Below are 18937 nucleotides of genomic sequence, written 5' to 3'. Positions count from 1 at the left end.
ATCGCAGCAGTGCCTGACACACCGAGTCAACCTTGTTGGGGCTGCTGCGCAGCCCAGCGCGGGGCAAGCCCGCTCGCCACAATTAGTATGCTGTCCAAAAAAACCTGCTGGGCTGCAGCCGCCCCAAAACCTCCTGGCTGGGTATGGCTAAACCCTTGTGGCGAGCGGGCTTGTCGGAACGCCGCATCGCCCGCGCTGGGTGGCGAAGCCGCCCCAAAATACCAAGCTATCGCAGCAGTGCCTGACACGCCGAGTCATCCTTGTTGGGGCTGCTGCGCAGCCCAGCGCGGGCAAGCCCGCTCGCCACAATCAAGCCCGCTCGCCACACAAGCGGCTACGGGTTATTTGAAGCGCCGCTCAACACCCTTTTCTACAAGGATTTTCGCCGAAATCTCTTCCACCGAAAAATGCGTGGAGTTGATGTGCGCAATGTTTTCCCGGCGGAACAGGTTTTCCACTTCCCGCACTTCGAATTCGCACTGGGCATAGCTCGAATAGCGGCTGTTGGGCTTGCGTTCGTTACGGATGGCCGTGAGTCGGTCCGGGTCGATGGTCAGGCCGAAGAGCTTGTGCTGATGTTTGCGCAGCACCGCCGGCAGTTGCAGGCGTTCCATGTCGTCCTCGGTCAGCGGGTAGTTGGCCGCGCGGATGCCAAACTGCATGGCCATGTACAGGCAGGTCGGGGTCTTGCCGCAGCGCGACACGCCGACCAGGATCAGGTCGGCCTTGTCGTAGTAGTGGGTGCGGGCGCCGTCGTCGTTGTCCAGGGCGAAGTTCACCGCCTCGATCCGCTCCATATAGTTGGAATTGTGGCCAATGGAATGGGACTTGCCCACGGAGTATGAGGAATGCTCACTGAGCTCCTGTTCCAAGGGCGCAAGGAAGGTCGAGAAGATGTCGATCATGAAACCATTGGAAGTCGCGAGGATCTCACGGATGTCCTGGTTGACGATGGTGTCGAAAATGATCGGGCGTACACCGTCTTTTTCGGCGGCCAGATTGATTTGTTGTACCATGGCCCGCGCTTTATCCACGTTATCGATATAAGGCCGGGTGAATTTGGCGAAGGTAATGCTTTCGAACTGCGCCAGCAGGCTCTGACCCAGGGTTTCGGCGGTAATGCCGGTGCCATCGGAGATAAAGAAAGCAGATCGTTTCATTTGAGCCTTGGGCCTTAAGCTGATGACGAATCTTGGATATGATAGGCGCGATTTTGCCGTCCCACAGTGGGCCGCATTCTCACTTATTTTCCAGGTCCAGGCCACAAACGCCGGTAAATGCTCCTATTGAGCCCCCGGCGCCCTGAGCTTTTCCAACACAGTTAGTGGAGAGATCACCTTGGTAGAGTACGTAGTTTCCCTCGATAAGCTCGGCGTCCATGATGTAGAGCATGTGGGGGGCAAGAACGCATCCCTCGGCGAGATGATCAGTAATCTTGCGGGCGCCGGTGTCTCAGTGCCCGGTGGTTTCGCCACCACGGCCCAGGCATATCGCGACTTCCTCGAACTGAGTGGTCTCAACGACCAGATCCACGCTGCCCTGGACGCGTTGGACGTCGATGATGTCAACGCTCTGGCCAAGACCGGCGCGCAGATCCGCCAGTGGATCATGGAAGCCGAGTTCCCCGAGAAGCTCAACGCAGAAATCCGCACCGCCTTCGCCACCCTGTCGGCGGGCAACCCGGACATGGCTGTCGCCGTGCGTTCCTCGGCCACCGCCGAAGATTTGCCCGACGCCTCCTTCGCCGGCCAGCAGGAAACCTTCCTGAACATCCGTGGCGTAGAAAACGTCATCCGCGCAGCGAAGGAAGTGTTCGCCTCGCTGTTCAACGACCGCGCCATTTCCTACCGCGTGCACCAGGGTTTTGACCACAAGCTGGTGGCCCTGTCTGCCGGTGTGCAGCGCATGGTGCGTTCGGAAACCGGTACCGCCGGCGTGATGTTCACCCTGGATACCGAATCGGGCTTCCGTGACGTGGTGTTTATCACCGGCGCCTACGGCCTGGGCGAAACCGTCGTACAAGGCGCGGTCAACCCGGACGAGTTCTACGTGCACAAGCACACCCTTGAGGCCGGTCGCCCGGCGATCCTGCGCCGCAACCTGGGCAGCAAGGCTATCAAGATGATCTACGGCGACGAGGCCAAGGCCGGTCGCTCGGTGAAAACCGTTGATGTCGACAAGGCCGAGCGTGCGCGCTTCTGCCTCAGCGATGCCGAAGTCAGTGAATTGGCCAAGCAGGCGATGATCATCGAGAAGCACTACAAGTGCCCGATGGACATCGAGTGGGCCAAGGACGGCGATGACGGCAAGCTGTACATCGTCCAGGCACGTCCGGAAACCGTGAAAAGCCGCACCTCGGCGAATGTCATGGAACGCTACCTGTTGAAAGAAACCGGTACCGTGCTGGTGGAAGGCCGTGCCATCGGCCAGCGCATCGGCGCTGGCAAGGTGCGGATCATCAAGGACGTGTCCGAGATGGACAAGGTCCAGCCGGGTGACGTGCTGGTCTCCGACATGACCGACCCGGATTGGGAACCCGTGATGAAGCGCGCCAGCGCCATCGTCACCAACCGTGGCGGGCGTACCTGCCACGCGGCGATCATTGCCCGTGAACTGGGGATCCCGGCAGTAGTCGGTTGCGGCAACGCGACCCAACTGCTCAAGGATGGCCAGGGCGTCACCGTATCCTGCGCCGAAGGCGATACCGGCTTCATCTTTGAAGGTGAACTGGGCTTCGACATCAAGCAAAACTCCATCGATGCCATGCCCGACCTGCCGTTCAAGATCATGATGAACGTCGGCAACCCTGACCGCGCCTTCGACTTCGCGCAGTTGCCGAACGCCGGGGTGGGCCTGGCCCGCCTGGAGTTCATCATCAACCGCATGATCGGCGTGCACCCCAAGGCCCTGTTGAACTACGACGGCCTGCCGGTGGAAATCAAGGACAGCGTCGACAAGCGCATCGCCGGCTACAACGACCCGGTTGGCTTCTACGTCGAGAAGCTGGTGGAAGGCATCAGCACCCTGGCGGCGGCCTTCTGGCCGAAGAAAGTCATCGTGCGCCTGTCGGACTTCAAGTCCAACGAATACGCGAACCTGATCGGCGGCAAGCTTTACGAGCCGGAAGAAGAAAACCCGATGCTGGGTTTCCGTGGCGCCTCGCGCTACATCAGCGAAGCGTTTCGTGACTGCTTCGAGCTCGAATGCCGCGCCCTCAAGCGTGTGCGCAACGAGATGGGCCTGACCAACGTCGAGATCATGGTGCCCTTCGTGCGCACCTTGGGCGAAGCGAGCCAGGTGGTCGACCTGCTGGCTGAGAACGGTCTGACCCGTGGCGAAAACGGCCTGCGCGTGATCATGATGTGCGAGCTGCCGTCCAACGCCATCCTCGCCGAGGAGTTCCTGGAGTTCTTCGATGGCTTCTCCATCGGTTCCAATGACCTGACCCAACTGACCCTGGGCCTGGATCGCGACTCCGGGATCATCGCCCACCTGTTTGACGAGCGTAACCCTGCGGTCAAGAAACTGTTGGCCAACGCCATCCAGGCCTGCAACAAGGCTGGCAAGTACATCGGTATCTGTGGCCAAGGCCCTTCCGATCACCCGGACCTGGCCAAATGGCTGATGGAACAGGGCATCGAAAGTGTCTCGCTGAACCCCGATTCCGTGCTGGAAACCTGGTTCTTCCTGGCTGAAGGCCAAGCCTCGGCGTAATTGCCATCTGCCGGTCGGCCTATATGGCTGGCCGGCATTTCTCATTCTGTACAGGGCGGAACTCCTTCCGGACGCCGCCCTTTTTTGTGCAAGAACATTATGCAAAGCAGCAGCAACCTGTTTCCCGTCGCCTTGATCAGCGCTGAGCGTCGTGGCGATCTGAGTGAAGATGTCTACCGCCTCAAGCCTGGCAACAGCCCCGACAGCACCGTAGAACTGGCGGTGACACGCCTGGGGCTGGCCGATGTCGCGCAAAGTCGTGGTGTACCGGTGGTGTTGGTACATGGCAGCTTTTCCAATCGCCGTTTCTGGTATTCGCCCAAAGGGATTGGCCTGGGGGCGTATCTGGCGCGCCAGGGCTTTGATGTATGGATCCCGGAAATGCGTGGTCACGGGCTTTCCCGACGTAACCAGGACTACGCCAAGAATCGTGTCGCCGACTATGCTCGTTACGATTTACCGGCCATCGCCGCCTTTGTGCGTGAGCAAAGTGCGCAGATCCCGCACTGGATCGGTCACTCGTTGGGCGGCACGACCCTGGCGGCAGCGCTGGGCGGCCAGTATCTGGGGGCGCCGGCCGTGGCGTCGGTGGCGCTGTTTGGCTGCCAGGTCAGTCGCACTTACTGGCCGTTGAAAATTCCGCCGGTGGAGTGGGGTGGGCGCTTGATCTTGAAGCGCTTTGCCCAGCTTTCCGGTTCGCGACTCAAGCGTGGCCCGGAAGACGAGCCCATCGGCCTGGCCCTGGAAAGCATGCGCTGGCACGGCTTGTTCGGGCGTTTTGGCGATGCCGAGCGCGACTGGTGGAAAGGCCTGGCCGAGGTCGATGTACCGCTGCTGGCAGTGAGTGCCGCTGGCGATCATCAAGACCCGGACTGGGCCTGCCGCAAGCTTTTTGACCAAGTGGGCAGCGAGCACCGCCAATACCTGTGCCTGGGGCGCAAGCAAGGGTTCAGCGGTGATTTCGGGCATGTCGAGATGCTGGTGAGTAAAGCGGCGCAGGCCGAAGTATGGCCGTTGGTGCAGCGTTGGCTGAAAGATCCCCTGACACCTTTGGCGGGTGCACAGGTGCAGGTGCCGGCGGCTGTCTGAAGAAAGGCTCTAAAGAGGGCGTTTCGCTTGAGGTGGCTTGCGGCTAAGATATGACGCACCGGGCTATTCTGGTCATATTCAGTCGCGCAGTGGCTATTGCGTTACAGCCTGGCGGGTCTGATCATTGTCGCCCTTGCAGCGGCAAGTCTTAAAGAATGCCGGTTGCGATGCGTTTTCTTGATGTAGCTGTGGATGTTCGACACCTTCTTTCACCGACAGGAGTTTTTCGATGAACCATTACGTTACCCCCGACCTGTGTGACGCCTACCCGGACCTGGTACAGGTGCTGGAGCCGATGTTCGCCAACTTTGGGGGGCGGGACTCCTTCGGTGGCCAGATCGTGACCGTCAAGTGCTTTGAGGACAACTCCAGGGTCAAGGAGCAGGCCGAACTCGATGGCACCGGCAAAGTGCTGGTGGTCGACGGTGGTGGTTCATTGCGCTGCGCCTTGCTGGGCGACATGATCGCCGATCGAGCCGCAAAGAACGGCTGGGAAGGCTTGGTGATCTACGGCTGTGTGCGTGATGTGGACGTGCTCGCCCAGACCGACCTGGGCGTGCAGGCCTTGGCCAGCCACCCGAAAAAGAGCCATCGCCAAGGCGTGGGCGACCTGGGCGGGGCCGTGACATTTGCGGGCGTGACATTCCGTCCCGGTGAATATGTCTATGCCGATAACAATGGCGTGATTGTTTCGCCCAGCCCGTTGAAAATGCCTGAATAACTGCAATAGCCGACAGGGGTGAGGATGTTCGAGGAAGAAAACGCGCAGTGGGGGCTGGTACACGCCCTCGTGCTGGACGGTAAAGGCGGTGCGCGTTCGATTGCCCGGACTGAGCTTGACGACCTGCAAATGCAGCCCCAGGAAAGCCTGTGGCTGCATTGGGATCGCAGTCATCCCCAGACCCAGACCTGGTTGCGCAAATCCAGTGGCCTGAGCGAGTTCGCCTGTGACCTGCTGCTGGAGGAGAACACCCGGCCACGTTTGCTGCCGTTGCCGGACGACGAGTTGCTGCTGTTTCTGCGTGGAATCAACCTCAATCCGGGGGCGGAGCCGGAAGACATGGTATCGGTGCGTATCTTTGCTGCGGCTGACCGGGTCATTTCCCTGCGTCTGCGGCCCTTGCGCGCTACCGATGAGTTGCTGGTGCAGTTGGCGGATGGAAAAGGCCCCAGGACTGCTTCCGAGCTGATCCTGTACATGGCGCAGTACCTGACCAATAAAGTGCAGGATCTGGTCAGCGACTTGTCTGAAATCGTCGATATCGAAGAAGAAAAACTGGATACCGACGAACGGTATACCCCGGAGCATGGCAGTGTCCTGCAGATCCGTCGGCGGGCCGCCGCGCTCAAGCGCTTCCTGGCACCCCAGCGCGATATTTTCGCGCAACTGACACGCATAAAACTGCCCTGGTTCGTCGATGACGATGCTGACTATTGGAATGAATTGAATAACAGCCTGACCCGTTACCTGGAAGAGCTGGAATTGAGCCGGGAGCGCGTGGGGCTGGTGCTGGAGGCCGAGGATCGGCGTTTGAGCGTGCGCATGAACCGCACGATGTACCGCTTCGGGATCATCACCGGGATCTTTTTGCCGATGAGTTTCCTGACCGGCTTGCTGGGGATCAACGTAGGGGGGATTCCGTTTTCCGAGAGCCCCTATGGCTTCGCGATTGCCTGCTTGTTGATGGTCTCGGTGGCCCTTGGGCAGTGGTGGCTGTTTCGACGTTTACGCTGGGTTTGACCTGAACGTGACCTGAACGGCAGGAGAGGTCATGTGACCAGACGAATTTTGCCCTCGTCTTTTAAATCACTTGCGAGAGGTCCCTATGCACGATCCGTTTGAACAGTCTTTGCGTGACATGCTTAACGCTTCGCCGTCCAACCGTGACGACGATGCTTGCCTGGGGCGCGTACTGAAAACCGCCAACCGCCAGGTGGGCGCGGGCGACCTGTTTGGTCTGCTCGGCCGCTGGGTGCCGGCACTGATGATGGCGCTGAACAATGGTTCGGCCCACGTATCGCCTGTTTCTCGTCGTAAACCTATTGCTCGCACTGCTGATAAGGCTGATTGAATATGGAACTTGATCTCTGGACGCAGAGTCTGGTCACTGCAATGACTGCGTTGTGGACCAAGGTGGCGAATTTCATTCCCAACCTGTTTGGTGCGCTGGTGCTGGTGCTGCTGGGTTTTGTCGTGGCCAAGCTGCTCGACACCCTGCTCTCCAAATTGCTCGCCAAGCTGGGCCTCGATCGTTTGATGGCCGGCACCGGATTGACCAAGTTGCTGGGGCGCGCCGGGCTGCAAGTGCCGATCTCGACACTGATCGGCAAGATCGTCTACTGGTTTGTTTTGCTGATTTTTCTGGTTTCTGCGGCGCAATCCCTTGGACTTGAGCGAGTTTCAGCTACGCTCGACATGCTGGCGCTGTATTTGCCGAAAGTATTCGGCGGCGCGCTGGTGTTGCTGGTCGGCGTTCTGCTGGCGCAACTGGCCAATGGCCTGGTGCGCGGCGCCGCTGAAGGCGTAGGCCTGGACTATGCAGGTGGCCTGGGGCGAATTGCCCAAGGGCTGGTGATCATCATCAGTATTTCGGTGGCGATCAGCCAGTTGGAGGTCAAGACTGACCTGCTCAACCATGTGATTGTGATCGTTTTGATTACCGTTGGTCTGGCCGTTGCGCTGGCCATGGGTTTGGGAAGCCGGGGAATTGCCGGGCAGATTCTTGCGGGAATCTATGTGCGTGAGTTGTATCAGGTGGGGCAAAGCGTGCGTGTTGGCGAGGTCGAAGGGCAGATTGAAGAGATCGGCACGGTGAAAACCACCCTGCTGACCGATGATGGCGAATTAGTGTCGCTGTCCAATCGGGTTCTGCTGGAACAGCAGGTCAGTAGCCGCTAACCCGGCAAACCCTGCTAATGTACGCCGCCGCGATCCTGGCTATCCAGGATGTGGCGGACATTGACCTGACTGTCGGCACGACTTGTTTTGAATAAAGCCCAAACGCTGTCCACGCGCTATGACCCCCGTGAGCTCTCTGATGAGGAGTTGGTCGCGCGCTCGCACACGGAGCTGTTTCACGTAACACGCGCGTACGAAGAATTGATGCGCAGGTATCAACGCACTCTGTTCAACGTTTGTTCAAGATATTTAGGGAACGATCGTGATGCGGATGATGTCTGTCAGGAAGTGATGCTCAAGGTGTTGTATGGCCTGAAGAACTTCGAGGGTAAATCGAAGTTCAAAACCTGGCTCTACAGCATCACGTACAACGAGTGCATCACGCAGTATCGTAAGGAACGGCGAAAGCGTCGCTTGATGGACGCATTGAGTCTGGACCCCCTTGAGGAAGCGTCTGAAGAAAAGGCGCCGGCACCCGAGGAGAAGGGCGGACTTGATCGCTGGCTGGTGCATGTGAACCCGATTGACCGGGAAATTCTGGTGCTACGATTTGTCGCAGAACTGGAATTTCAGGAAATCGCTGACATTATGCATATGGGTTTGAGTGCTACAAAAATGCGTTACAAACGTGCTCTTGATAAATTACGTGAGAAATTTGCGGACAGTACTGAAACTTAGTTCGGTGCAAATATCTCTTACGTGTAGGCAAGTTCTGTTAGACTTGTCGCCGAGTTGTCCCCCGGTATGTGGGACTGCTTTACAATCACCAGATGGGGATTTAACGGATGAAACTGAAAAACACCTTGGGCTTGGCCATTGGTTCTCTTATTGCCGCTACTTCTTTCGGCGTTCTGGCACAAGGCCAAGGCGCAGTTGAAGGCGAGCTGTTCTACAAGAAGCAGTACAACGATAGCGTCAAGCACATCGAAGACGGCTTCAATCCTGGCGCTCGCATCGGTTACTTCCTGACCGACGACCTGTCCTTGAACTTGTCCTACGACAAGACCAACCACACCCGTTCGACTGACGGTACTGGCAACCAGAAGATCAAAGGTGATACCGGCAGCCTCGTTGCCCAATACCACTTCGGTCAAGCTGGCGTCGACTCCCTGCGTCCATACGTAGAAGGTGGTTTCGGTCACCAGAGCCGTGGCAACGTACGTGCTGATGGCCACACCGGTCGCGACCAGACTACCTTCGCTACCGTTGGTACTGGCGTTAAGTACTACTTCACCAACAACCTGTACGCTCGTGCCGGTGTTGAAGCTGACTACGGTCTGGACAACGGCAAGTGGGATTACTCCGCACTGGTCGGCCTGGGCGTAAACTTCGGCGGTAACGCTGGCGCAGCCGCTCCAGCTCCTACCCCAGCACCAGCTCCAGAGCCAGTTCCAGAGCCAGAAGCTCCGGTTGCTCAGGTTGTTCGTGTTGAGCTGGACGTTAAGTTCGACTTCGACAAGGCCGTTGTTAAGCCTAACAGCTATGGCGACGTCAAAAACCTGGCCGACTTCATGGCTCAGTACCCAGCTACCAACGTAGAAGTTGCTGGTCACACTGACTCCGTCGGTCCAGACGCTTACAACCAGAAGCTGTCCCAGCGTCGTGCTGACGCTGTTAAGCAAGTCCTGGTTAAAGACGGCGTTGACGCTGGCCGTATCACCTCCGTAGGTTACGGCGAATCCCGCCCAGTTGCTGACAACGCAACTGAAGCTGGTCGTGCTGTTAACCGTCGCGTAGAAGCATCGGTTGAAGCTCAAGCTCAGTAATTACTGAGTGGTAGAAAAAAGCCCGGCTCTTGAGCCGGGCTTTTTTTCGCCTGCGATTTGCCTCAGGCGCTGGCGGCCAATACTGCTTCAACCGCCGCTGCCGCCACCGCACCGATCACCAGGATAGCCGGGCTCTTCAAGGCGAATGCCTGGGCATCATCGTGCATGCGTGCCAGGGAGCTGCGGCACTCACGCTGTTGGGGCAGCGAGGCGTTCTCGATCATCGCCACTGGCATATCAGCGGCCATGCCACCTTCCAGCAGTTGCCGGGCAATCTCTGAAAGCTTCGCCACGCCCATGTAGATCACCAGTGTTGTGCCCCCTTCGGCCAGTGCCCGCCAATTCAGGCTGCTGTCGTCCTGGGTATGAGCAGTGACCAGTGTTACGCCGCGACTGATCCCGCGTAGCGTCAGCGGTATATCGCAATTGGTCGCACCTGCCAGCCCGGCGGTGATGCCATTGACCAGCTCCACACTCACGCCTCGCTCCCTGAGCCAGGTCGCTTCTTCGCCGCCACGGCCAAAAATGCACGGATCACCGCCTTTGAGGCGCACCACACATTTACCCTGACGCGCGTAACGCAGCATCAAACGGTGAATGAAATCCTGGGGCGTGGAACGGCAGCCGCCGCGTTTGCCGACGGTAATCACCCGCGCACCTGGGCAATGTTCAAGCACTGCCGGGTTGACCAAGTCATCAATCAACACCACATCGGCCTCGTGCAGGGCCCGCACCGCCTTGAGGGTCAACAACTCCGGATCACCCGGGCCTGCGCCTACCAGCCAGACTTTTGCACTCATATTTATTGCCCTCACACACTGATAGCGATTGGCTGCGAGGTGCTCGCCAAAAGCCGTTTGATTTCGGGGACGCAGGAGCCACATTGCGTGCCGCAGCCCAGTTCTTGCTTCAGCCCAGCGAGGTCCAGGCCGCGCTTGATGCCTGCACATATCGCGTTTTCACTGACGTTCTTGCAGTTGCAGAGAATTTTGTTGCTGCTCGTACCCGCGCCGGGTGGCGCGCTTAGCGGGGCCAGCAACCAGCGCCGCAGTTGTTCATCGGTCCGGCCCTCCAGCCAAAGGCTTTGCAGCCAATGACGGGCCAGGGTTTCGCCGGCCAGACGGATCGCGGTGATCCGGCCTTTCTCGATTTTTACCCGCTTGCCGATGGAGCGCCGTGGGTCGTCATAGGCCATGACCGGGCCGTCATTGAGGCCCAGCAATTGGTCGATGTTCTTGAGCAACTGCAGGTCCGGCGCCTCGGTATGGGCAGCACGCAGCAGCAGCGCCGGCCGCTCACGCCCGGTCAAGCTGAGGCTGACGTAGGCAAAGCGCTCGCAAAGCGGACGCAAGGCCTCGAAGTGTTGCTGCACGTCACCTTCGATCAGCGCAAACAGCTGCCAAGGCAATTGCACGGCTTCCAGGCGTACACCGCTGTGCTTGAGCTCGGGTTGTTTCGACAAGGGGTCGAATGCCGGCTGAGTCAGCATGTTGACGCCGCCCTTGAGGAAGCGATCGCCCCAATGCATGGGCAGGAACGCCTGGCCGGGCCGCACGCTGTCATCACTGGTCACCGCCACAATCACCTGGCCACGGCGGCTTTTCAGGCTCACCAGATCGCCCTCTTTGAAGCGGTGCCGGCGTAGTTCGTCCGGGTGCAGGCTGAGCAATGCTTCGCTGACGTGGCCGAACAGTTGCGCAGCCGTACCGGTGCGGCTCATGCCATGCCATTGGTCACGCAGGCGGCCGGTGATCAGGGTCAGGGGAAAGCGCGCATCACGTTGTTCCTTGGCCGCGCGATAAGGCTCGGCGATAAAGTGCGCACGACCACTGTCGGTCGGGAAGATGCCGTCGGTGTACAGCCGTGGCGTGCCGCTCTGAGCCTCGGCGGGAAACGGCCATTGTTGCGGGCCGATCCGGTCGAGCAGGGCATGGCTGATACCTGACAGGTCCAAGTCCCGATCGCGTGTCAGCAGTTTGAACTCATCAAAAATCTGCGAAGGTTGCGCAAACGCAAACAGGCTCGGTAGGCCCGGTCGCAAACGTTGCTCCAGGCGCTGTGCGAAATCCACGGTAATCGCCCAGTCCGACCGCGCCTCACCCGGTGGGGCAATGGCCTGGCGTACGTGGGAAATGCGCCGCTCGGAATTGGTCACGGTGCCTTCTTTCTCACCCCAACTGGCGGCTGGCAACAACAGGTCGGCAAAGGCAGCGGTTTCTGTGGTGCGGAAGGCTTCCTGCAACACCACGAATGGGCACGCGGCCAGGGCCTGACGCACGCTGCTCTGGTCCGGCAACGATTGCGCGGGGTTGGTGCAGGCGATCCACAGCGCTTTGATCTTGCCGGCCTGTACCTGCTCGAACAATTCGATGGCGGTCAAGCCGGTGCTGGATGGCAGTTGCTCAACCCCCCAGTAGGCGGCCACTTGTGCGCGGTGCTCGGGGTTGTTGGCATCACGATGGCCCGGCAGCAGGTTCGACAGGCTACCGGTTTCCCGGCCGCCCATGGCGTTGGGCTGGCCGGTCAGGGAAAACGGCCCGCAACCTGGGCGGCCAATGGTACCGGTGGCCAGGTGCAGGTTGATCAGGGCGCTGTTTTTCGCACTGCCGGCGGTGGACTGGTTGAGCCCCATGCACCACAGCGAAAGAAAGCTCGTGGAGGTACCGACCCACTGCGCACACTGGCGCAGTTGCTCGACACTGATCCCGCACAATTGCGTGACCATCTGCGGCGTGTAGTCGTGGACCAGGCGTTTGAGTTCGACCAAACCATCGGTATGAGCCTGGATAAAGTCACGATCGATCCAGTCTTCCCACAGCAGCAGATGCAAAATCCCATGGAACAACGCGACATCGGTACCCGGCAGGATTGCCAGGTGCATATCCGCCAAGTCACAGGTATCGGTGCGCCGTGGATCAACGACCAGCACTTTCATATCCGGACGGCGCGCCTTGGCCTCTTCCAGCCGGCGAAACAGTACCGGGTGGGCGTAGGCCATATTACTGCCGACGATCATCACGCAATCGCTGGCCTCCAGGTCCTCATAGCTGCACGGTGGCGCGTCGGCCCCCAGGCTGCGCTTGTAGCCGACCACCGCCGAGGACATACACAGCCGGGAATTGCTGTCGATATTGTTGGTGCCCACCAGCGCCCGGGCGAGTTTGTTGAAACTGTAGTAATCCTCGGTCAGCAGTTGCCCGGAGATATAGAACGCCACACTGTCGGGGCCGTGCTCGGCGATGGTGTCGGCGAACACATGGGCCGCGTGGTCCAGGGCACTGTCCCAATCGGTACGGCCACGGGCCAGGCCTTTGCCCAGGCGCAATTCGGGGTACAACGCCCGCGCTGCCAGATCGCCAGTCAGGTGCAGGCTGGAACCCTTGCTGCACAACTTGCCGAAATTGGCCGGGTGCGACGGGTCGCCGCTGACCCCGAGGATCTGCGCGCCATCATGCTCGATCAGCACGCCGCAGCCGACCCCGCAGTAGCAGCAGGTCGATGCGGTGACCTGGCGGTTCATCAACCAGCGTCCCGCAGGGCCAGCATCACCCGGCCGTTTTCAACCCGGGCGTGGTGGTGGTGGGCGCAACCGATATCCGGGGCCTGGGCTTCGCCGGACGCCAGGTCGATCTGCCAGTTGTGCAATGGGCACGCTACGCGTTTGCCGTAAATCAACCCCTGGGACAATGGCCCACCCTTGTGCGGGCAGCGGTCGTCAAGGGCGAAGACTTCGTCGTCACTGGTCCGAAAAATCGCAATTTCACCTTTCGGGCCGCTGACGATGCGCGAGCCCAGTGCGTTGATTTCGTCGAGGGCACAGATATCCAGCCAGTTCATACCAATACCTCCAGCTGTTTGACGGCGATGGTGTCGAATTCCTTCTTCAGCAACGGCTGCTCCAGGCGTTCTTTCCATGGGTCTTGTTCAAACGACAGGGAGAACTGCAGGCGCTCGTTCAGGGCCTGGCGCCGCGCTGGGTCTTCCAGTACGGCCTTCTTGATATGGTCCATGCCGACCCGCTGCATGTAATGCACGGTGCGCTCCAGGTAGAAGGCTTCTTCGCGGTACAGCTGTAGGAAGGCGCCGTTGTATTCGCGTACCTCCTCGGCGGTCTTGAGCTTGACGAAGAACTCTGCGACCTCGGTCTTGATCCCGCCGTTGCCGCCGATATACATCTCCCAGCCCGAGTCGACGCCGATAATTCCCACGTCCTTGATCCCGGCTTCCGAGCAGTTGCGCGGGCAACCGGAGACCGCCAGCTTGACCTTGTGGGGCGACCACATGTTGAACAGGTCATGCTCCAACTCGATGCCCAGTTGTGTGGAGTTCTGCGTGCCGAAGCGGCAGAACTCGCTGCCTACGCAGGTCTTCACGGTACGGATGGATTTGCCGTAGGCGTGCCCGGACGGCATATCCAGGTCTTTCCAGACACCGGGCAGGTCCTGTTTCTTGATGCCCAGCAAGTCGATGCGCTGGCCGCCGGTGACCTTGACCATCGGCACGTTGTACTTGTCGGCCACATCGGCAATCCGCCGCAGTTCGGAAGGATTGGTCACACCGCCCCACATCCGCGGGACTACCGAGTAAGTGCCGTCTTTCTGAATGTTGGCGTGGGCCCGTTCGTTGATCAGGCGCGATTGCGGATCGTCCTTGGCTTCCCCCGGCCAGGTGGAGATCAGGTAGTAGTTCAACGCCGGGCGGCAAGTGGCGCAGCCGTTGGGAGTGCGCCAGTTCAAGTAGCTCATGGTGTCGGCGATGGTCAGCAGGTGCTGGTCGCGGATCGCCTGGCGGATTTGCCCGTGGTTCAGGTCGCTGCAACCACAGATGGCTTTTTCGCTCTTTGGCTTGACGTCAGCCGCACCGCCCACGGTGTTGATCAGGATCTGCTCCACCAACCCGGCGCAGGAGCCGCAGGAACTGGCGGCCTTGGTGTGTTTCTTCACCTCATCGACGCTGAACAGGCCCTGCTCCTGGATCGCCTTGACGATGGTGCCCTTGCACACGCCGTTGCAGCCGCAGACTTCGGCGCTGTCGGCCATGCTCATGGCTTTGTCCTGGCCTTGGTGGCCGACGTCGCCCAAGGCGTTTTCGCCGAACATCAGGTGGTCGCGGATTTCGCCAATGCCATGGTTCTCACGGATCTGCCGGAAATACCAACCGCCATCGGCGGTGTCGCCGTACAGGCAGGCGCCGACCAAGATGTCGTCCTTGATCACCAGCTTCTTGTAGACGCCGCCGATGGGGTCGGAAAGGGTGATGGTTTCGGTGCCTTCGCCGCCCATGAAGTCGCCAGCGGAAAACAGGTCGATACCGGTGACTTTCAGTTTGGTCGAGGTCACCGAGCCTTTGTAGGTGGCGAACCCCAACTGGGCCAGGTGGTTGGCGCAGACCTTGGCCTGCTCGAACAGCGGCGCCACCAGGCCGTAGGCAATCCCGCGATGGCTGGCGCATTCGCCGATGGCATAGATGCGCGGGTCGTAGGTTTGCATCGTGTCGTTGACCAGGATCCCACGGTTGCACGGGATGCCGGACTTTTCCGCCAGTTCGGTATTGGGGCGGATCCCGGCGGCCATCACCACCAGGTCGGCGGGAATCACGTCGCCGTTTTTAAATTGCACCGAACCCACGCGGCCATTGCCGGCGTCATGCAGGGCCTGGGTCTGTTCGCACAGGCGAAACACCAGGCCACGGCTTTCCAGTTCGGTTTGCAGCAACTGGCCGCTGGTCTTGTCCAGTTGCCGCTCCAGCAGCCATTCGCCGATATGCACCACGGTGACGTGCATGCCGCGCAGCATCAGGCCATTGGCCGCTTCCAGGCCGAGCAGGCCGCCACCGATGACCACGGCATGCTTGTGGGTCTTGGCGGTGTCGATCATGGCTTGGGTGTCGGCAATGTCGCGGTAGCCGATCACGCCCTGCAAGGTATTGCCGGGGATCGGCAGGATGAACGGAGTCGAACCGGTGGCGATCAGCAGGCGATCGTATTCGGCCTCGGTGCCGTCTTCGGCGATGACTTTGCGTTTGACCCGGTCGATCTGCACCACCTTGCGGTTGAGCAGCAACTTGATGTTGTTTTGCAGGTACCAGTCGAGGTCGTTGAGCACGATCTCTTCGAACGTCTGCTCACCGGCCAGCACCGGTGATAGCAGGATGCGGTTGTAGTTGGTGTGGGGCTCGGCGCCAAAGACCGTAATGTCGTACAGCTCGGTGCTCAGTTTCAGCAGTTCTTCAAGGGTGCGAACCCCGGCCATGCCGTTGCCGATCATCACCAGTTTGAGTTTTTTCATGTCGTTCTCCGCAATGGCTCGACAAATCACGCGCAAACAAAAAAAGGCGTCCCGCTAGTTGCCTAGCGAGGACGCCTTTGTCCTGGTCCCGTTCTCTCGGGAAAGCCCCACCTTCGTCGTTGAAGGGTGGGCTGTATGTGGGGTGTTGCAGGAGCTAATGCAGTGGTTGTGCCAAGTCTTGAAAAGCCGGATTTACTGAGGTTCTGGTGGATACCACAAGGTTTTTTCGCACCATTTAAAGGCGTGACGCCCACAACTGGCGCGCCTGCCTCCTACAGGGATAACAGATATAGCAACAGCAGATTGAGCAGCAGCGACACCAGCGCCAGGGTTTGCCAGACCTTGAGAGGCTCGCGCTCCAGCAGTGGCCGAGGGCGCAGGCTCAGCTCGCGGCGGTCGGCCTGTTCCAGTACCAGCAGCCATTCCTCGGCGGTTTCGTAGCGTTGGTCCGGTTGTGCCGCCACCGCGCGTTCCAGGCTTTGCTGCAACCAGTCGGGCAGATCCGGTCGATAGCGGCTGGCGCTGACCGGCGTGTTGAAGCGGGGGCGCTGGAAAGCTTCGATTTCACCGTAGGGATAGTGCCCGGTCAGCAGGTAATACAGGCTCACGCCGACGCTGTACAAATCCTGCCGAGGGGTCGGACGTTCACCACTGAAGGCTTCAGGCGCGATAAAGCTGGGGGTTCCCGGCAGCAGGTGAGCGCGGTCCTCGGATAACCCCGGGCAATAGGCCAGGCCAAAGTCCAGTACCCGCAATTCACCGTCGTCCCCCAGCAGCAGGTTTTCCGGCTTGATGTCGCGGTGCAGAATCTGCCGGCGATGCAACATGCCCACCGCGCGCAGCAAGCGCTCGGCGATGGATTGCCATTGTGCCAGCGGCAAGGGGCCTTGCTGCTGGAACAGGGCGGCCAGGGTCTGCCCGCTGTATTCACGCATCACATAGTACAAATGCTGACGCCCGCCGGCCGGATGGACTTCAGGAAATGCCCGTCCGGCCACCCGGCGCAGAAACCATTCTTCTGAGAGCAGGGCCTGGGCGGCGTCGTGGTCATCGTCGTGGCCAGGGGGCAGGGTTTTCAGCAGCCAGGGTTGCTGCTGGGTATCGCGTACCCGGTACAGCAACGACTGCCGACTTTGTGCCAGCACGCTCTCCACCTGCCAGCCTTCAAAGGATTGCCCGGCCTTCAACGGCGGCGGCAATGGCCACTGCTGCAACTGCACCAGTGCATCGCCCAGGGTGGCTGCGCCGAGCTGGTCGATGCGCACCAGCAGGGCGCTGGCATTGTCCTGGCTACCCGCCAGGTGTGCGGCGTTGACCAGCGTATTCACGGCCAGGTCCAGGTCGGCCTGTTCGCGCAGGATCGCACGGATGCTGTGATCCGCCAGGGTCGACCACACACCATCGCTGAGCAGCAGGAAACATTCACCCTGGCGCAGTTCACCGTCGAGAAAGTCCACCACCAGATGCTGATCCAGGCCCAGGGCGCGCTTGAGCACGTGCTGCATGCCCGGTTGTTCCCAGACATGTTCTTGGCTGATGCGCTGCAACTCGCCGTCGAACCAGCGATACACCCGGCAGTCGCCGACATGGGCCAGGGTAAAGCGCTGGCCGCGAAACACCACGGCGCTGAGGGTGGTCAACAACGGCTGGCCGCCGCCATTGGCCTGCAGCCAGCGATTCTGCGCCAGCAACAGCCGGTCCAGGGCCTGGGCCACGCCCCAGGTTTGTGGCGTGGCGTAGTAGTCCAGGGCCAGGGCCTGCAAGGTCGAACGCGCGGCCAGGCCGCCATCGGCACACTGGCTGACGCCGTCGGCGATGGCACACAGGTAGCCTTTGCTGGCGGCCAGGTCCGGGGCTGGGGTAACCAGGCGCATGGCGTCCTGGTTTTCCTCACGCGGCCCGATGGCGCTGGCCTGGGCAACACTCAGTTGCAGGCTCATCAGACCCGCGCTGCGGTGACGGCAGCCGAACCCCAGGTGGTCCTCCAGCGCCGTTTCACACCATACAGGCCGAACCACGCCAGCACGCCCAGGCTGGCGAACAGCCACAGCGCCAACTGGTAGCTGCCGGTGCTTTGCTTGATCGCGCCCATGCCCGCTGCCAGGGCGAAGCCGCCGATGCCGCCGGCCATGCCGATCAACCCGGTCATCACGCCGATCTCCCGGCGAAAGCGCTGCGGTACCAGTTGAAAGACCGCACCGTTACCGGCGCCCAAGCCCAGCATGGTGCAGACGAACAGGGCCAGTGCCGCGTAGGAACTGGGCAGGTTGAAACCCACAGCGGCGATACAGACGGCTGCCACGGCGTACATGCCCAGTAGTGTGCGGATCCCGCCGAATCGGTCGGCCAGGGCGCCGCCTAGAGGGCGCATCAGGCTACCGCCGAACACGCAGGCGGCGGTGTAGTAGCCGGCGGTGACCGGGCTCAAGCCATATTGGTCATTGAAGTAGCCGGGCAGGGCGCTGGCCAGGCCGATAAAGCCACCGAAGGTCACGCTGTAGAAGAACATGAACCACCAACTGTCGCGATCGCCCAAGGCCTTGAAATAGTCGGCCATGGATTTGGCTTTTGGCCGTTCGGGGGCGTTGCGCGCCAGCCAGGCAAAGACGATCAGGGTCAGGATCAACGGGATCAGGGCAAAGCCGAACACATTGCTCCAGCCAAATGCGGCGGCAATCAACGGCGCCAGCAGCGCGGCAAACACGGTGCCGGAGTTGCCGGCGCCGGCGATGCCCATGGCCTTGCCCTGGTGTTCGGCGGGGTACCACTGGGACGCCAGCGGCAGGGCAACGGCAAACGAGGCCCCGGCCATACCGAGGAAAAGCCCCAGGAGCAGCGCCTGTTCATAACTGTGGATCCCCAGTTTCCAGGCGAAGAACAGCGCCACAATCACGATCACCTGACCAATCAGCCCGGCGGTCTTGGGCGACAATTTGTCCGCCAGCATGCCCATCAAAAAGCGCAGGATCGCCCCCGCCAGGATCGGCGTGGCGACCATCAGCCCGCGTTGCTGAGTGGTCAGTTGCAGGTCGGCAGCGATCTGCACCGCCAGCGGGCCCAATAGGTACCAGACCATGAAACTCAGGTCGAAATACAAGAACGCGGCAAACAAGGTCGGGGTGTGCCCGGATTTCCAGAAGCTTGATTTCATCACGCACCTCACGATTGGGGGTCTTGTAGAA

Annotated in this window: 15 protein-coding genes; 8 read left to right on the top strand and 7 right to left on the bottom strand. The window is 60.4% G+C overall.

Annotated elements, in window-relative coordinates:
* Positions 1-341 precede the first annotated feature (341 nt).
* Entirely contained in the window at positions 342-1160 is an 819-nt protein-coding gene (gene ppsR, locus FIV38_RS07310) for a posphoenolpyruvate synthetase regulatory kinase/phosphorylase PpsR (protein ID WP_029298286.1), read from the bottom strand.
* Positions 1161-1338: 178 nt separating this feature from the next.
* On the opposite strand from ppsR, the gene ppsA reads away from it, so the two are divergent.
* The 8 genes from ppsA to FIV38_RS07270 all read left to right on the top strand — a co-directional run bounded on the left by ppsA (position 1339) and on the right by FIV38_RS07270 (position 9468).
* Positions 1339-3714, top strand: coding sequence for a phosphoenolpyruvate synthase (ppsA, locus tag FIV38_RS07305; protein ID WP_029298284.1), 2376 nt, complete (start codon positions 1339-1341; stop codon positions 3712-3714).
* A gap of 99 nt (positions 3715-3813) precedes the next feature.
* Positions 3814-4803 carry an alpha/beta fold hydrolase gene (locus FIV38_RS07300; RefSeq protein WP_092231846.1) on the top strand — a complete coding sequence of 330 codons (990 nt, stop codon included), beginning with the start codon at positions 3814-3816 and terminating at the stop codon, positions 4801-4803.
* A gap of 229 nt (positions 4804-5032) precedes the next feature.
* Positions 5033-5524, top strand: a complete 492-nt coding sequence (gene rraA / locus FIV38_RS07295) for a ribonuclease E activity regulator RraA (RefSeq protein WP_029298280.1) — start codon at positions 5033-5035, stop codon at positions 5522-5524.
* A gap of 24 nt (positions 5525-5548) precedes the next feature.
* Entirely contained in the window at positions 5549-6544 is a 996-nt protein-coding gene (locus tag FIV38_RS07290) for a zinc transporter ZntB (RefSeq protein ID WP_029298277.1), read from the top strand.
* Between the two features lie 85 nt (positions 6545-6629).
* The gene (locus FIV38_RS07285) at positions 6630-6875 is read left to right on the top strand and encodes a hypothetical protein (protein ID WP_038442312.1); all 246 of its coding nucleotides are present in this window, start codon (positions 6630-6632) and stop codon (positions 6873-6875) included.
* Between the two features lie 2 nt (positions 6876-6877).
* The gene (locus FIV38_RS07280) at positions 6878-7702 is read left to right on the top strand and encodes a mechanosensitive ion channel family protein (protein WP_029298273.1); all 825 of its coding nucleotides are present in this window, start codon (positions 6878-6880) and stop codon (positions 7700-7702) included.
* Positions 7703-7789: 87 nt separating this feature from the next.
* The gene (gene sigX / locus FIV38_RS07275) at positions 7790-8380 is read left to right on the top strand and encodes an RNA polymerase sigma factor SigX (RefSeq protein ID WP_029298270.1); all 591 of its coding nucleotides are present in this window, start codon (positions 7790-7792) and stop codon (positions 8378-8380) included.
* A 107-nt stretch (positions 8381-8487) separates the two neighbouring features.
* A complete protein-coding gene (locus FIV38_RS07270; RefSeq protein ID WP_029298268.1) occupies positions 8488-9468 on the top strand; it encodes an OmpA family protein in 981 nt (326 codons plus the stop codon).
* A gap of 62 nt (positions 9469-9530) precedes the next feature.
* Here FIV38_RS07270 and cobA read toward each other — a convergent pair whose 3' ends face one another.
* The 6 genes from cobA to FIV38_RS07240 all read right to left on the bottom strand — a co-directional run bounded on the left by cobA (position 9531) and on the right by FIV38_RS07240 (position 18906).
* Positions 9531-10268, bottom strand: a complete 738-nt coding sequence (gene cobA, locus FIV38_RS07265; RefSeq protein WP_092231843.1) for a uroporphyrinogen-III C-methyltransferase — start codon at positions 10266-10268, stop codon at positions 9531-9533.
* A gap of 11 nt (positions 10269-10279) precedes the next feature.
* Positions 10280-12988 (bottom strand): nitrate reductase, encoded by a 2709-nt coding sequence (locus FIV38_RS07260; protein WP_092231840.1) that lies wholly within the window; start codon positions 12986-12988, stop codon positions 10280-10282.
* Complete coding sequence (gene nirD / locus FIV38_RS07255; protein WP_029298262.1) at positions 12988-13305, bottom strand: nitrite reductase small subunit NirD; 318 nt, start codon at positions 13303-13305, stop codon at positions 12988-12990. Before nirD ends, FIV38_RS07260 begins: the two co-directional genes overlap by 1 nt.
* Positions 13302-15755 carry a nitrite reductase large subunit NirB gene (nirB, locus tag FIV38_RS07250; RefSeq protein ID WP_092231837.1) on the bottom strand — a complete coding sequence of 818 codons (2454 nt, stop codon included), beginning with the start codon at positions 15753-15755 and terminating at the stop codon, positions 13302-13304. Before nirB ends, nirD begins: the two co-directional genes overlap by 4 nt.
* A gap of 272 nt (positions 15756-16027) precedes the next feature.
* Complete coding sequence (locus FIV38_RS07245) at positions 16028-17695, bottom strand: bifunctional protein-serine/threonine kinase/phosphatase (RefSeq protein ID WP_029298258.1); 1668 nt, start codon at positions 17693-17695, stop codon at positions 16028-16030.
* Positions 17695-18906 carry a nitrate/nitrite transporter gene (locus tag FIV38_RS07240; protein WP_070995172.1) on the bottom strand — a complete coding sequence of 404 codons (1212 nt, stop codon included), beginning with the start codon at positions 18904-18906 and terminating at the stop codon, positions 17695-17697. The genes FIV38_RS07245 and FIV38_RS07240 overlap by 1 nt, the downstream gene beginning before the upstream one ends.
* Positions 18907-18937 lie beyond the last annotated feature (31 nt).

Source organism: Pseudomonas proteolytica (assembly GCF_007858275.1).
GTDB classification, from domain to species: Bacteria; Pseudomonadota; Gammaproteobacteria; order Pseudomonadales; family Pseudomonadaceae; genus Aquipseudomonas; species Aquipseudomonas proteolytica.
The sequence above is the reverse complement of the archived record's forward strand: the minus strand, read 5'-3'. Positions and strand labels throughout refer to the sequence as shown.

Excerpts from the sequence above, each read along its gene's own strand:
- ppsR (WP_029298286.1), bottom strand. The coding sequence starts at position 1,160 with ATGAAACGATCTGCTTTCTTTATCTCCGATGGCACCGGCATTACCGCC.
- FIV38_RS07300 (WP_092231846.1), top strand. The coding sequence starts at position 3,814 with ATGCAAAGCAGCAGCAACCTGTTTCCCGTCGCCTTGATCAGCGCTGAG.
- rraA (WP_029298280.1), top strand. The coding sequence starts at position 5,033 with ATGAACCATTACGTTACCCCCGACCTGTGTGACGCCTACCCGGACCTG.
- FIV38_RS07290 (WP_029298277.1), top strand. The coding sequence starts at position 5,549 with ATGTTCGAGGAAGAAAACGCGCAGTGGGGGCTGGTACACGCCCTCGTG.
- FIV38_RS07285 (WP_038442312.1), top strand. The coding sequence starts at position 6,630 with ATGCACGATCCGTTTGAACAGTCTTTGCGTGACATGCTTAACGCTTCG.
- FIV38_RS07280 (WP_029298273.1), top strand. The coding sequence starts at position 6,878 with ATGGAACTTGATCTCTGGACGCAGAGTCTGGTCACTGCAATGACTGCG.
- FIV38_RS07270 (WP_029298268.1), top strand. The coding sequence starts at position 8,488 with ATGAAACTGAAAAACACCTTGGGCTTGGCCATTGGTTCTCTTATTGCC.
- cobA (WP_092231843.1), bottom strand. The coding sequence starts at position 10,268 with ATGAGTGCAAAAGTCTGGCTGGTAGGCGCAGGCCCGGGTGATCCGGAG.
- FIV38_RS07260 (WP_092231840.1), bottom strand. The coding sequence starts at position 12,988 with ATGAACCGCCAGGTCACCGCATCGACCTGCTGCTACTGCGGGGTCGGC.
- nirD (WP_029298262.1), bottom strand. The coding sequence starts at position 13,305 with ATGAACTGGCTGGATATCTGTGCCCTCGACGAAATCAACGCACTGGGC.
- nirB (WP_092231837.1), bottom strand. The coding sequence starts at position 15,755 with ATGAAAAAACTCAAACTGGTGATGATCGGCAACGGCATGGCCGGGGTT.
- FIV38_RS07245 (WP_029298258.1), bottom strand. The coding sequence starts at position 17,695 with ATGAGCCTGCAACTGAGTGTTGCCCAGGCCAGCGCCATCGGGCCGCGT.
- FIV38_RS07240 (WP_070995172.1), bottom strand. The coding sequence starts at position 18,906 with ATGAAATCAAGCTTCTGGAAATCCGGGCACACCCCGACCTTGTTTGCC.